The 14,078-nt window shown below is 56.6% G+C and carries 10 protein-coding genes, 2 pseudogenes and 1 riboswitch; of the genes and pseudogenes, 8 read left to right on the forward strand and 4 right to left on the reverse strand.

From position 1 onward, the window contains the following. Positions 1 to 434 precede the first annotated feature (434 nt). Positions 435 to 860: a GNAT family N-acetyltransferase gene (locus tag GEAM_RS03435; protein ID WP_034788326.1), complete on the reverse strand. Its 426-nt coding sequence runs from the start codon at positions 858 to 860 to the stop codon at positions 435 to 437. A 72-nt stretch (positions 861 to 932) separates the two neighbouring features. Beyond that, a riboswitch (TPP riboswitch) is annotated at positions 933 to 1,035 on the forward strand. Between the two features lie 34 nt (positions 1,036 to 1,069). On the opposite strand from GEAM_RS03435, the pseudogene thiM reads away from it, so the two are divergent. Both thiM and thiD read left to right on the forward strand, forming a co-directional pair. Beyond that, positions 1,070 to 1,880: pseudogene (thiM, locus tag GEAM_RS03440) on the forward strand (hydroxyethylthiazole kinase). Then, positions 1,877 to 2,677: a bifunctional hydroxymethylpyrimidine kinase/phosphomethylpyrimidine kinase gene (gene thiD, locus GEAM_RS03445; protein ID WP_034788328.1), complete on the forward strand. Its 801-nt coding sequence runs from the start codon at positions 1,877 to 1,879 to the stop codon at positions 2,675 to 2,677. The pseudogene thiM and the gene thiD overlap by 4 nt, the downstream one beginning before the upstream one ends. Before the next feature lie 17 nt (positions 2,678 to 2,694). On the opposite strand, the gene GEAM_RS03450 is transcribed toward thiD, so the two are convergent. After that, the gene (locus tag GEAM_RS03450) at positions 2,695 to 3,558 is read right to left on the reverse strand and encodes a hypothetical protein (RefSeq protein ID WP_034788330.1); all 864 of its coding nucleotides are present in this window, start codon (positions 3,556 to 3,558) and stop codon (positions 2,695 to 2,697) included. A gap of 127 nt (positions 3,559 to 3,685) precedes the next feature. After that, a pseudogene (locus GEAM_RS03455) lies at positions 3,686 to 5,389 on the reverse strand (flagellar biosynthesis protein FlhA); the annotation flags it as partial. On the opposite strand from GEAM_RS03455, the gene GEAM_RS23405 reads away from it, so the two are divergent. Both GEAM_RS23405 and GEAM_RS23410 read left to right on the forward strand, forming a co-directional pair. Further along, positions 5,367 to 6,248: an OmpA family protein gene (locus GEAM_RS23405; protein ID WP_034788638.1), complete on the forward strand. Its 882-nt coding sequence runs from the start codon at positions 5,367 to 5,369 to the stop codon at positions 6,246 to 6,248. The pseudogene GEAM_RS03455 and the gene GEAM_RS23405 sit on opposite strands and share 23 nt — an antisense overlap. A 5-nt stretch (positions 6,249 to 6,253) precedes the next feature. Next, positions 6,254 to 7,378, forward strand: a complete 1,125-nt coding sequence (locus GEAM_RS23410) for a C40 family peptidase (protein ID WP_244956594.1) — start codon at positions 6,254 to 6,256, stop codon at positions 7,376 to 7,378. Positions 7,379 to 7,386: 8 nt separating this feature from the next. On the opposite strand, the gene GEAM_RS03470 is transcribed toward GEAM_RS23410, so the two are convergent. Next, positions 7,387 to 8,073, reverse strand: a complete 687-nt coding sequence (locus tag GEAM_RS03470) for a GntR family transcriptional regulator (protein WP_034788332.1) — start codon at positions 8,071 to 8,073, stop codon at positions 7,387 to 7,389. A 401-nt stretch (positions 8,074 to 8,474) separates the two neighbouring features. On the opposite strand from GEAM_RS03470, the gene GEAM_RS03475 reads away from it, so the two are divergent. The 4 genes from GEAM_RS03475 to GEAM_RS03490 all read left to right on the forward strand — a co-directional run bounded on the left by GEAM_RS03475 (position 8,475) and on the right by GEAM_RS03490 (position 14,031). After that, complete coding sequence (locus GEAM_RS03475) at positions 8,475 to 9,503, forward strand: Ppx/GppA phosphatase family protein (RefSeq protein ID WP_034788335.1); 1,029 nt, start codon at positions 8,475 to 8,477, stop codon at positions 9,501 to 9,503. Between the two features lie 64 nt (positions 9,504 to 9,567). After that, positions 9,568 to 11,640: a prolyl oligopeptidase family serine peptidase gene (locus GEAM_RS03480; RefSeq protein WP_034788338.1), complete on the forward strand. Its 2,073-nt coding sequence runs from the start codon at positions 9,568 to 9,570 to the stop codon at positions 11,638 to 11,640. 243 nt (positions 11,641 to 11,883) lie between these two features. Then, the gene (locus GEAM_RS03485) at positions 11,884 to 13,014 is read left to right on the forward strand and encodes an ABC transporter substrate-binding protein (protein ID WP_034788339.1); all 1,131 of its coding nucleotides are present in this window, start codon (positions 11,884 to 11,886) and stop codon (positions 13,012 to 13,014) included. Positions 13,015 to 13,242: 228 nt separating this feature from the next. Next, positions 13,243 to 14,031, forward strand: coding sequence for a DUF2076 domain-containing protein (locus tag GEAM_RS03490; RefSeq protein WP_034788340.1), 789 nt, complete (start codon positions 13,243 to 13,245; stop codon positions 14,029 to 14,031). Positions 14,032 to 14,078: the final 47 nt, after the last annotated feature.

Below are 14,078 nucleotides of genomic sequence, written 5' to 3' on the forward strand. Positions count from 1 at the left end.
CGGTTTTGATGCATTTCGACCGTGCCGTTTCAGTTGGGTTTGTTTTGCTCCCTCCCCTATTTAGGGGAGGGTTGGGGTGGGGTATTTCTTACATAAGCCACTGAGTTTTCTGCAATACCCCCTCCCAGTCTTCCCTGAAACGGCACGGTGTAAATGCCGGTAGGTCGCGTTCAGAAGTGACGCCGAGGGAGTGGTTCGAGACCTATGGCTCGAAGCCCGAACTGAGGGAACCGCCTAAGCGGCGGCACTTCGCGACGATCACTGTGGCTGCTGAAACACGTCCATTCCGACCCTGCGCAGCCTCGATCTTCCAACAGAAAAAACGCAGGGTTCCAAGGGAGGCGCGTTTACGCCTCCCTTGGTCGGTGTGGGCCGACGCCCACGGTTTTGAATTTGAATTTGAATTTAAAGATTTAGGCCGCCCGCCCAGGGCATCATTTCTTCAAGAAATGAAAAAGATAATAATCCCCTTTTGGACTCTCACCCTCGGCGACAACCTCCCATCCTTTGGCGTGATAAAACGCGACGGAGTTTTTACTCTTGATTAAACACTTCAGTGAACCAGTGCCGGTGAACATGGCTTCGCTGGCGTGGAGCAGGGCGCTGCCGACGCCGGTGCCTTTGTGGGCGGGGTCTACGAACAGGTTATGCAGGAAATTCTCTTGCGTGAAGATGGAAGCGAAACCTAGCAGTTTCCCTTGATGTTCGGCGACGATCACCGTCTCTCCGATGATGGCGCGGTCGAAATCTTCGAGCTGAAAATCACGGGTATCCATCCAAGTCCACGTATCCTTGCGTGACGCGAGGTACAGCGTGCGTAAAAAGGGGCGATCGGCTTCTTCATAAGGGCGTATCTGCAAGACATCTTCTCCATTGTTACCCGCTTCGACGATTCTAGGTTGATATTCCAGACGTGCCAACCAATAATGGCTTTCGTTGACTCGGGGTGTCCTTCTTGTGAAAGAAAGGGCTGAGACCTTACCCGTATTACCTGATCTGGATTATGCCAGCGTAGGGAAGTCAGGTATCTCTCCCGATACCGCCTTCTTTAGCGCCGGTTGGGAGAAATATGAACACTCGACCTTCCGTTTTTTCCGGCAACTCTGCTGCCGCTGCCCTCGAAAACCTGCGTCATGCTAAGCCGCTGGTTCACTGTTTGACTAATGATGTGGTGCAATCCTTCACGGCCAATGTGCTGCTGGCGTTGAATGCCTCCCCCGCGATGGTGGTGGACCCAACGGAAGCCGCGCAGTTCAGCGCCATTGCTGATGCGGTGCTGATCAACGTTGGGACGCTGACTCAGCCCCACTGCCGACGCTATGCTGGCCGCAGTTCACTCGGCTAATCAAGCTGGGAAGCCTTGGGTGCTGGACCCGGTCGCCGTCGGCGGGCTGGGGCTGCGCACTGAGTTTTGCCGCCAGTTAATCAAACTTCATCCTGCTGCAATTCGCGGCAATGCGTCTGAGATCCGTGCGCTAAGTGGCTTAACCTCCACCGGGCGCGGCGTGGATAGCGGCGACGATTCGCTCTCCGCGCTGCCCGCTGCCGAAGCCTTAGCCCGCGAAACTGGGGCTATCGTGGCGGTGACGGGGGAAGTTGACTATGTCACTGACGGCGCGCGTAGCCTTGCTGTAACAGGCGGCGACGCGCTGATGACCCGCATTGTTGGGACCGGCTGCGCGCTGTCGGCGGTGGTGGCGGCTTTTGTCTCCCTGCCCGGCGACCGGCTGGATAACGTCGCGGCGGCTTGCCGGGTGATGTCCTGCGCGGGGGAAAGAGCGTGCAGCGAAGCGCGCGGGCCGGGCAGCTTTACCCCGGCTTTCCTCGACAACCTTTGGCTGCTGAATGGCGAGATGCTGACGTCTGGGGAAGCAGTATGAAGCGTATCAATGCTTTAACTATTGCCGGGACTGACCCGAGCGGCGGCGCGGGGATTCAGGCTGACCTGAAAACCTTCTCGGCGCTGGCGGCTTACGGCACCAGCGTTATCACCGCGCTGGTGGCGCAAAACACCCGTGGCGTGCAGTCGGTTTACAACATCGACCCTGCCTTTGTGGCGGCGCAGTTGGACTCGGTACTCGGCGACGTGCGCATTGATACCGCCAAAATCGGCATGCTGGCTAACAGCGATATTGTCGAAGCCGTGGCCGAGCGCCTTCGGCACTACCAGCCGCCGTTCGTAGTGCTGGACACCGTAATGCTGGCTAAAAGCGGTGACCCGCTGCTGTCGGCGGATTCGGTAGAGGCGCTGCGACGCCTGCTGCTGCCGCAGGTAGCGATTATCACGCCGAACCTGCCGGAGGCCGCGGCACTGCTGGAGTGCGACATGGCGCAGAATGAGCAAGAGATGCGTGAGCAGGGGGAAGCATTGCTGGCGATGGGCTGTGACGCGGTGCTGATGAAGGGCGGGCATTTAACGGATAGTGAAAGCCCGGACTGGCTGTTTATGCGCGGATCCCGCGAGCGCTTTACCGCGCCGCGGGTTGAGACTCGCCACACGCATGGCACGGGCTGCACGCTGTCGGCGGCGTTGGCGGCTCTGCGCCCGCGCCACGATAACTGGCCGGACACGGTTCGCGCCGCAAAAGCTTATCTGCAACAGGCGCTGATGCAAGCCGACTCGCTGGAAGTGGGGCACGGCATCGGGCCGGTTCACCATTTCCACCAGTGGTGGTAACGGGGCGAACTCCGCCGTCAGGCCCTGATTTTGTTATGGCATAACTCAGGTTCTACCTGTTTGAACATCGACAGCGCCTGCTGCAAATGCTCGGCGTCGAACGGATTCAACGGGTAGAACTTGTCCTCTTTGCGCGGGCGCAGCGACAGCCGAATCTGGGTGGCGGTCACCCGCTCATACAGGTAGCTGGCGATGTCGTCGTTTTCCTCATCGCGCCATGAAATCATCAGCGCCGCGTGCTCGCCGGTGCGGCGACCCAGAAAACGATTCTTGGTCCACATCCCTTCGAAATCGCCATCTTTTTGCAGTTTCTTGCCGCTGAACAGGTCGCTATCCGCCAAGTACCACAGGGCCTGCGGCGAGATTTCCCGCTGCACGCTGCGCCACATTGGTTGATTGTTCTCCATCTGCCAGCAGGCCATGCCGAGGTAGTCATTAAGCTCGCGCCAGTCGTTTTCCAACTGCTGTTTCAGGCTTTTATCGGCCAGCGTGTGGAACTGCTGCAAGCCGGTGGCCTGTGCGCCAAGGCGGGTATAGCCGACCACCGACATGGTGCGTGGCCTGCGGCGCAGCGTCATCCACAGTAGGAATTTTGGAATGCGGAACTTGATGGCCTGCACGCTGAGCTTGTAGCGCTGGCCGCGTGACATCACCAAGCCGTTAGACGCGCCGCGTTTGTCTTGATAATTGCGTACCAGCACCACGCTGTTTTGCCCCATCCAGCCGGTGACGTAATGTTCTTTGTCGCTGGCTGAAATATCCAAATCACGGGCGATCTGCTCGATTTTCTCCACGTCCAACTGGCCGAGGGAGAGGCTTTGATCCGCGCTGTAATAGCTCTTCTTTAAAACGGAGGAGGTCGGGGGAGTGGCTAACGACATAACCGGGCTTCCAGCAAAATGACATTACTTATAGCGTAGCCTAAGTTGTCGGACATATTTATGTCAGTGCTAGCAAAAACCACAATTTTAATATCCCGCGCCCAGAACAGGCGCGGGGAAAAGGGTATTACGTCAGGCTACCTTCAATCCGCAGTTCGTGTTCATCGGGGATTTCATTGAAGGAGAGCACGTGCAGCCCCGGCGCGAATAAACGGGCGTAGCGCGACAGCAGCGGGCGCAGCTGCGGCGGCACCAGCAGCACCGGCTCTTTGCCAATGGCTTTCATCTGCTCTTTGACTTTTGGCAGCGTATTTTGGAACTGTGTCAGCAGGTTAGGGTCCAGCGGAATGCTGTCGAGCGGCGTCTTCCCGGCGGTTTGCGTCTGGTTGAAAGCGGCCATCAGCAGCGTTTCCAGCTCGTGATGCAGGGTGTAAACCGACAGCGCGCTGCCCTGAACCATGCCCGCCGTGATGCTGCGGCGCAGGGCGTAACGCACGTCGGCCGCCAGCAGGAAGGCGTCTTTGGTGGTGGCGGCGCTTTCAAGCAGCGTGGTGCCAATCACCACGATATCGCGCAGCGACACCCCTTCTTGCAGCAGCATGCGATAGATGCGCAACAGCTGGCTGTAGTTCAGCGCGCCGTTGAGATCTTCCGCCAGCTTGGGCGACATCGACGCCAGCCGGTTGTGCAGCAGGGTGATGTCGTCATAGTTGAACAGGTCGGGAATATGCTGACGCAGCACCTTGTTGACGTGCGTCGCCACCACGCTGGCGCAGTCCACCACTTGATAGCCTAGATTGAGCGCGTGCGGCTTCTGGTCCGGCGTTATCCAGGTCACCGGCATGCCATAGGCCGGGTCATTATCGAGCTGACCGTCCACCTCGCCGTAGGTTTCACTGGAGGGCAGTGCCATCAGCTTGTCGGCGGGCAGGGTGCCGCTGGCCTGCTTGATGCCGTTAACGGTAATAATGTACTGGGTCGGCTTAAGGCGGAAGTTCTCCCGAATACGCACCTCGGGCAGCAGCACGCCGTAGGTTTCCGACACCACCTGCCGCACGCCGCGTATTCGCTGAGTGAGGGGGCTGCCTTTGGACTTATCGACCAGCGTCACTAGCTTATAGCCGAGGCTGATCGCCACCGGCTCAATCAGCGGAATGCTTTCCCAACTGACGGTTTGCTCGATATCTTCGCTGATATTTTTCGAGATTTCTGCCAGTTGCTCGGCTTCGTTAACAGCCGCCTTAGGCTGGCGACTGGTGCGCCACGCGGCGTAAGCCAGCATCGCGGTGAAAGAGAGGAACGGCAGGTGCGGCATGCCCGGCACCACCGCCAGCACGAACATCACGCCCGCCGCCGTGTAGAGGGTCATCGGCGAAGCCAGCAGCTGGCGCTTCATTTCGGTGGCCATATCACCGCTGTCATTGACGCGGGTAACGATAATTGCCGCAGCGGTTGAGAGCAGCAGGGACGGGATCTGCGCCACTAAACCATCACCGATAGTCAGCAACACGTACTGCTGGAAGGCGGCGCTGGCGGTCAGATCATATTTGAAGATACCGATACAGATACCGCCGATCAGGTTGATCATTAAGATCATCATCCCGGCGATGGCGTCCCCGCGCACAAACTTCGACGCACCGTCCATCGCGCCGTAGAAATCCGCCTCACTGGCGATCTCTTTACGGCGGGTTCGCGCCTGCTCTTGGTTGATAAGCCCGGCGTTCAGGTCGGCGTCGATAGCCATCTGTTTGCCCGGCATCGCGTCGAGGGTGAATCGCGCGGAGACCTCGGAAATACGCTCGGCCCCCTTGGTCACTACCACGAAGTTAATCCTAAGCTCGGTCAACCAAAAGGAGCGCGAAGAGATCGTTGCCGCGCTGCATGACCAGTCGATTTTCAAAGGCAATGTCTTCGCTCCGCTGAACTCAATTGGCAAAACCAATTCGGTTATCCCCCAGCAGGTTCCCGTGACCTACAAAGAGCCGCAAAAAACGCGGCAGGTGGAGAAACCCAAACCGACCAAGGTAAAACCCGAGGAGAAACCGCCGGTGAATGTGCGTCAGCAGGAAGTTGACGCTGCCGAGAAGATGGACGCGCTGAGCAGTAAAAAATCGGCGCGTGAGCTGAGTGAGCTGGCCACCAATATCAATTCCATCGCCAAGAAAAACCATATGGAAGCCAATCTGGAGATTGAAGTGATCCCGCAGGGCTTGCGGGTATTGATTCAGGACGGCCATGACCGCGACATGTTCCAGCGCGGCAGTGCCAGCCTGACACCGTTCTTCCGTACCTTGCTGACCGAACTGGCACCGACCTTCAACAATATTGATAACAAAATCATTATCAGCGGCCATACCGATGCGGTGATGTACAAAAATCAGGCGAAGTATAACAACTGGAATCTGTCCGGTGACCGCGCGCTGGTAGCGCGTCGCGTGCTCGAACAGGCCGGACTTGCCAAGGGCAAAGTGCTTCAGGTGAATGCCATGTCTGATCAGATGCTGCTGGACCCGAATAGCCCGGAAAGCGCCCGCAACCGCCGAATAGAAATCATGGTGCTGACCAAAACGGCATCGGACTCCTTGTATGAATTCTTTGGCGATCGCGGCGATAAAGTGGTCGAGCCGCTGACGGAAAAAATTGAGAAACAGGAGGGGCTGGCGGCACCGACTACCGCGCCAGCAGAGTGATTGTCATGACGATACTTAACCTGATTGGCGAATCTTCGGCCCTGTTGCCCACCCTACACGGGTCGGGCAACTCGGTGGCGCGCCGCTTGCTGACTGCTTTTGTCATGAGCTGCTGCCTGTTGCTGACATTGACGCCACTGCGCGCGGTGGCCGTGCCGACGACGCGTAGCCAAGTGGTTAAGAAAAAGGTGCATAAGGTCAGTAGCAAGCCAAAGGCAGCCAGCAAGCCCAAAGCCAGCAGCAAATCTAAGGCGAGCAGTAAGCCCAAGGCCAACAGCAAACCTAAGGCGACCAGTAAACCCAAAGCCAGCAGCAAACCTAAGGCGACCAGTAAACCCAAGGCCAGCAGCAAACCTAAAGCGGCCAGCAAGCCCAAAGCCAGCAGCAAACCTAAAGCGACCAGTAAACCCAAGGCCACCAGCAAGTCCAAAGTTAGCAGCAAAAAGAAACCCGCAGCACCGGCGGTGAAGCTGAGCTTCGCCGCCCAGCAGCGGGCCAAAAACCGTGAGCTACTAAAGCACCATCCCGTTAAGGTGGTGGCGACCAGCTACGGCGATAAGCCGCGGAAAACCGCCAGTTCCTCAAACCTGCACAGCTCGGCGGCCGAGCGGCGTGCTAATCGCAAGCTGATAGCACAACATCCTGACTGGTTTAGCCATCGGCAGACGGTGGCACCCGACGCGCTGGGCAGTGACAGCATCGCGCTGGCGTATCGTGACCATTTGCATCAGACCACGCAAAAAGCCATGTCTACCCTGATGAAGCAGCTGGGGAAACCTTATGTTTGGGGCGGAACTTCACCGAAAATTGGCTTTGATTGCAGTGGATTAGTCTACTTTGCTTACCACGGCTTGTTGACAGAGGGGATCCCGAGAACCGCCAACGGCATGTATCGATGGGCCAGAGGTAAGAAGGTCGCGCAAAACCAACTGAAGCGCGGAGACCTGATTTTCTTCCGCATTCATTCGCGCAGTAACGCCGACCACGTTGGGGTGTATCTCGGCAATGGCAAATTTATCGAATCACCGAGAACGGGCAAGGATATCCGCATCAGCACCCTGAGTGATTCCTTCTGGCAGAATCATTATCTCGGCGCCAAGCGAGTGCTGACGCCGGAAACCATTATCTAAACTTTAGTTTACTCCGCATCAAACCAATCGTGGTTTTGCTCGGCAATCGGCGTAATGGTGGAAATCATCTCTTGCAGATGAATGCGCATTGCGCGCTCGGCGGCGTCAGGGTCATGCGCTTTCAGCGCGCTAAGAATGTTGTCGTGCTGCTCAATCAGGCTCTCCGGCGGCGAGACTTTGCTCAGCGTCAGGAAACGCACGCGGTCCATGGTCGCCTTAATATGCTCCACGGTTTCCCATGCCAGACGGCAATCAATGATTTGCGCTATCGAGCGATGAAACTCATCATCTAACAGCAAGAACTCCTGCGTCTGCTGGCTTTTGGCGGCCAGCCGCTGGCGTTGCAGGTTGTGTTCAAGTACCAGCAAATCATTGTCAGTGGCGACGCTCGCCGCGCGGCGCACCACGGCGGTCTCTACGGCTTCGCGAATAAAACGGCCATCGGCGACGCGCTTGGCTGAAATCTTCATCACGAAAGTCCCGCGCTGCGGCAACACCTGCACTAATCCTGCTTCCGCCAGCTTAATAAAAGCTTCGCGCACTGGCTGGCGCGACACGTTGAACCGCGACGAAATATCTTTCTCCGACAACAGCGCACCGGGCGGGATCGCGCAGGTGACGATGTCCTGACGCAGGGTGCGGTAGATCTGCTGGTTAACCGGCACATTATTGAGAAATTCGTAAGTTTCAGTCATGGGCACATTGATATTTGAGCGGCTGGAATAGGCCGAATAGTACCATGACTTTTCACAGGATTTTGCGAATGCGTCCAAAGGGCGTGAACCATTGGGCAAACAATAGATAAAAAAATCCCGCTCAAGGTGGGCGGGATGTCGTAATGCTTTACGAGGGGATAGTCCAATGAGATGCAACGTCTTATAGGGGAATAAGTGCTTGCAGACTCATAATAACCCTCGGTACTAGCGCTTCAAGGTCAATCTGGTGAATTTAGCTTAAGTATCTTCATTCAAGATTTATCCTAGCGCGGCTCCCGCTTCCAACTCCTCAGACTTCCCAATTTTCTCCTGATAAATTAAAACTATAGACCGTACAACACTTATAACCATTTCACTTTTCGTTTTCAGGGTAGGGAAGAATGAACAAAATTTTGCACGGAGTAATAGGGCTGACGCTGGCCTGTGGCGCTTTCACCACTTTGCCGGTAGCGGCGGCGGTTAAGAACTGCATTGAGAACCGCGCGGGTATCGACATGGGTTCCGGCAGCACCAAGATACAGGTGACGCAGGTGGACGTGTGCCAGCATCGGCTGGGCAAGGTGCTGTATGAAGACCAGCGTCCGGTGGGCTTTAACGCCGATTTGGCGAAGTCGAACAATAACCAGCTGAGCGAGGCTATCCAGCAGCAGGGCGTCGCGGCGCTGTCTGAGATGGTGAAGAAAGCGCAAAGCTTCAAGCCAACTCGCGTGACCGGCGTGGCGACGGCGGTGTTCCGCACGGCGTCCAACGGCCAGCAGGTGATTGACCGTTTCAACCAGCAGGCGCACGTGAATCTGAAAATTATCTCTCAACAGCAAGAAGCCGAGCTGGGCTTTCAGTCTGCCAAGGCCGCGCTGAATGAGAAAAATGTTAAAGATGAAGACCTGCTGGTGTGGGATATCGGCGGCGGGTCGATGCAGATGACCTCTTACCGTGACCAAGCGGGCAAGCCTGCCGTCGAGGTTTATCAGGGCAAGTTGGCGTCAGTGACGCTGAAAGACTTCATCACCAATGTGCTGCAAAACAAAGATTTAGCGGCTGATAGCACGCCAAACCCGATTGGCTCGCTGCGTAATACCGTGCTGCGTTATGTCAACTTCTATGCCCGCACCCACGTCAGCCCGGAGATGAAAAAGGACGCGCAGACCAAGCGAGTGATTGGCATTGGCGGCGTTCACGGCTTCTCGATCAAGAGTCAGGTGCATCTGCACAACAACAGCTATGGCATTGCTGACCTCGAGCAGGCGTCAAAAAATAACGTCTGGAAAGGGGATTCCGAGCTGAAGGGCGACTACCGCGCGACCGACGTCAGCAACCTGTTGCTGGTGGAAGGTTACATGCAGGCCCTGAAAATCCCTCAAGTTACCGTGGTGAAAGCCAGCCTGATACAGGGTATTTTGTTGCAATAAGCCATTTTGTTGTTACTAGCAGCAGGCTGGATTCTTTACTTTTCATTTTGCAGGAGCACCGATAATGACATTAGAAAAGAACGCGTTACCTCATGGTCAGGAGCAGGATGACTTTATCTGGCTGGAGGGTATTCGCGATCAGTCTGCACTGGAATGGGCACAGCAGCAAAACCCAAAAACTACCGAGCAGTTCGCCACCAGCGAGGATTTCGAGCATATTCGCCAGCAGGTGCTTACCGGCCTCAACTCTCCGGCGCAGATCCCCGGCATCTATAAGTGTGGCGAGCATTGGTACAACTTCTGGCAGGATGAGAACAACCCGCGCGGTCTGGTGCGCCGCACCAGCCTTGAAGAGTACCGCAAGGCCGAACCGGCGTGGGAAACCGTGCTGGACATTGACGCGTTGGGTGCGGCCGAAGGGCAGGACTGGGTGTACCACGGCCTGCTGCACCTTAAACCCGACTATCGCCGCGCGCTGCTAGTGCTCTCCCCCGACGGCGGCGACGCCTCGGCGGTGCGCGAGTTCGACCTGCATTCCTTAAGCTTCGTCACCGACGGCTTTAACCTGCCGGTGGCGAAAAGCCGTATTTCGTGGATTGACCACGACCACCTGTTTGTCGCCACCGATTTTGGCGAAGACTCAATGACCACCTCGGGCTACCCGCGCACGGTGAAAATCTGGCAGCGCGGCACCCCGTTGAGTGCCGCCGTCACCCAGTTTAGCGCCCAGAAGAGCGACATGATGGCGGTGGGCTACCACGCCAACAGCACCGGCTTCGAGCATGACTTTATTATCCGCGTGATTGACTTCTATCGCCGCGAAGCCTTTTTGATTGATGGCGAGCAGGGGCTGGTGGCGGTCGACTTACCCGCCGACGCCAAATTCAGCCTGTGGCGCGAGTGGCTGATTGTTGAGCCGTCGAGCCAATGGCAGGTGGGGGGCGAAAGCTATCCGTCCGGCTCGCTGCTGGCGATTGATTTCGCCGCTTTCATGGCCGGAAATCGCCAGATGACAACGCTGTTCGTGCCGGGAGCAACCACGGCGCTCAGCGGCTACTCTTCCACCCGTGACCATTTCATCATCAGCGTGACCCAAGACGTGGTGAACCAGCTGGAAGTGCTGACCCCGCGCCAAGGCGAATGGTTGCGCGAAAGCATCGGCGATGCGCCGGAGCTGAGTAAAATTCAAATTTACGGCGTTGATGAAGAGACTAACGACTACTTCATGACGGTCAGCGGCTTCTTGCAGCCGACCACGCTGTATATCGGCACGCTGGACGACCGCCAGTCGCCTCCTGAGGTGCTGAAGCAGGACCCGGCGCACTTCGACGCCTCTGGCTATCAGGTGAGCCAGCACTTCGCCCAGTCCGATGATGGCACCCGCGTGCCGTACTTCGTGGTGTCGAGCAAAGAGGTGGTGTACGACGGCAAGAACCCGACGCTGCTGTATGGCTACGGCGGTTTTGAAGTGTCGCTCGAGCCTTATTATCTCGGCACCAGCGGCCTGTCGTGGCTGGATCGCGGCGGCGTCTTCGTGCTGGCCAATATTCGCGGCGGGGGTGAATATGGTCCGCGCTGGCATCAGGCGGCGCTCAAAGAGAAACGCCTGCGCGCCTATGAGGATTTCGCCTCCGTCGCCAAAGCATTGATCGCCAGCAACATCACCTCGGCCAAGCATCTGGCGGCGCAGGGCGGCAGCAACGGCGGCCTGCTGGTGGGCAATATGCTGACGCTTTACCCTGAACTTTTTGGCGCGATTGTCTGCGAAGTGGCCCTGCTCGACATGCAGCGCTACACGCAAATCTCCGCCGGGGCATCGTGGATTGCCGAATACGGCGACCCTGCAATTGCCGAAGAGTGGGCGTTTATTCGCGCGTTTTCGCCTTACCACAACCTCGACGCGGGCAAAAAATATCCTCCAATCCTGATTACTACCGCGACCAGCGACGACCGCGTCGGTCCCGGCCATGCGCGTAAAATGGCCGCTAAGATGCAGCAGTTGGGCATTCCTGACGTCTGGTTCTTTGAAAATACCGAGGGCGGTCACAGCGCGGCGGCAGACAAAGCCCAGTCCGCCTTCAAACGCGCCATGGTCAGTGAGTTCTTACTGCGCTATATCGGCCGCGACGCGCATTAATCCCGCTTAATCGCTGCTTTCTCGCCCGGCACTTCTCGTCGGGCGAGATATTTTCTGCTCTCTCCCTCAGATCCCCGCTTTTTACATTTCGACATGTTTTATCAACCAGTTGGCTACAAAAAACGTTTCCCTGCTAATTAGTGATTGTTTATGATTCCGGCATTATTTGATAATGGTTCTCAAAATCAATTTTATTCCATTCTCATTTCAGGTTCGTCTCAGGCTCATTTCAAAGGAACACACATGCTCAAGAATACCGTCCGCACGCTTTCTGTTGCAGGCTTGCTCGCTACCTCCTTTGCCAGTTTTGCTACCACTTATCCATTGAATGTGACTGACCTTGATGGTCAAAAACTGACGTTTGATAAAGCCCCGCAACGAATTATTTTGCAGGATGGTCGCGATATTCTCTCTCTGGCGGTGCTGGAAAAATCCAACCCGTTCCAGCATGTGGTGGCGTGGAATAACTTGCTGAAGAAAACCGATATCGGCACGTGGGACATGCTGAAAAGCAAATGGCCGAGCGCGGACAAGATTCTGGACATGGGCTTTAGCGACAAAGGGCAGGTGGATCTCGAGACGGTGATTGCTCAGAAGCCTGACCTAATGATTGCCCAAGTGCGTGCCAAAGCTTCGCTGCAACAGGCGGGGGTGCTGGATAAGCTCAAATCGCTGAACGTCCCGGTGCTGTTTGTTGATTATGAGCTGGACCCGGCGAAAGACACTGCGCCAAGCATCGACCTGCTGGGTAAAGTGCTGAACCAAGAGAAAAACGCCAAGGCTTACAGCGATTTCTACACCAAGCACTACCAGCATATTCAGCAGGTGGTGGCGGCGGTGAACCCAAAACCTAAGGTCTTTGTCGAAGCTATCGCGGGCCGCTCCGACTCTTGCTGCTTCACCCACGGCGACGCGGGCTGGGGCAAATTGGTGAAAGCGGTGGGCGCGACCAATATCGGCACCGAACTGCTGCCGGGCGCGTCTGGCGATGTGTCGCTGGAGAAGGTGATCAGCATGAAGCCTGACGCCTACATCATGACCGGCTCATCACGCCCAAGTAACGGCAGCGTGTCGCACATCCTGCCGCTGGGTTACAGCGCGGAGCAGGCGAGCGTAGACCGAGAGGCCAAGGCGCTGCTGGCGCGCAACGGCATTTCGCAGATTTCAGCCGTGACCGACAACCGCGCGTATGGCATCTATCACCAGTTCTACAACCACCCGTACAACATCGTCGGGATGGAGTATCTGGCGAAATTTATCTATCCGCAGCAGTTTAAAGATCTCGACCCGGCGAAGACCTACCACGAGCTGGTGCGCAACTACACTGACCTGCCGGACACTTCTTTCATCTTTGGCTGGTCACAGGCTAAGTAAGCATTTCACTTCGCATCAAACCCTCTCAAGCCGGCAACCTTGCCGGCTTTTTTACGCCAGTAGGCCAGACACTGTGGCTATCTTTACGTGGATCACATTTGTTGACACTCGGTTAATTCATCCCTGAAACTAATTGTATTAGTGTGACTGATAGACTCCCGCTATTGGTGAACGTTTTGCCATCGCAAAGCTCAAGGGCGGAGTAATACCTAATGAGAAGGTGAATTTATGCAATCTGAAGAACAGCGTTTAATCGAAGGGCTTTTTAGTCGTCTGCAACAGGCTGAGTCCGCAACGGCACCGCGTGATGCCGAGGCAGAGCGCGTGATTCAGGCTTGCGTCAGCAAGCAGCCCGCAGCGCCTTACTACATGGCGCAGGCGATGATTATTCAAGAAGCGGCGTTGACTAAGCTGAATCAGCAGATTCAGGCTCAACAGCAGCAGATAGCTCAACTGCAAGAGCAGGCGAAGAACGCCCGCCCACAGAGCACCGGTTTCTTGGCCGGGCTGTTTGGCGGCGGCGCGGCGTCTCAGGCGCAGCCTCAGGCCGCTCCACAGAGCAACTCCGGCAGCCAGCCTATTCCGGGCACCAGCGGCTGGGACAATCGCCCGCAGCAGCAGGGCTACCAGCAGCAACAGCCTTACCAGCAGGCGGCTCCACAGCAGGCCGCGCCTCAGCAGCCGGGCTTTTTAGGCAGCGCGCTGCGGACCGCAGCAGGCGTGGCGGGTGGCGTGGTGTTAGCTGAGATGCTAACCGGCATGTTCCATCAGAGCCAGCCACAAGAGATTGTGAATATTATCGAAGAGCCGCCGGTGCAGAATCTGGACGACACCGACAACAGCTTCCTCGGCAATAATGATTTCCAGCAGTCTGATTTCCAGCAGCAGGATTTCAACAGCGGGCAGCCGTCATGGCAGGACGCTTCCCTGCGTGACGACAACTCAGACTTAGGATTTGGCTCGGACAGCTTTGACTCTTCCGACTACAGCAATGACGATGACGACTCCTTCTTCTGAAGGTTTTGCATCTAAGAGTGCAGTTTGCCAGTAGGAATTGTCGTGCA

Source organism: Ewingella americana ATCC 33852, from assembly GCF_000735345.1.
Classification (GTDB): Bacteria; Pseudomonadota; Gammaproteobacteria; order Enterobacterales; family Enterobacteriaceae; genus Ewingella; species Ewingella americana.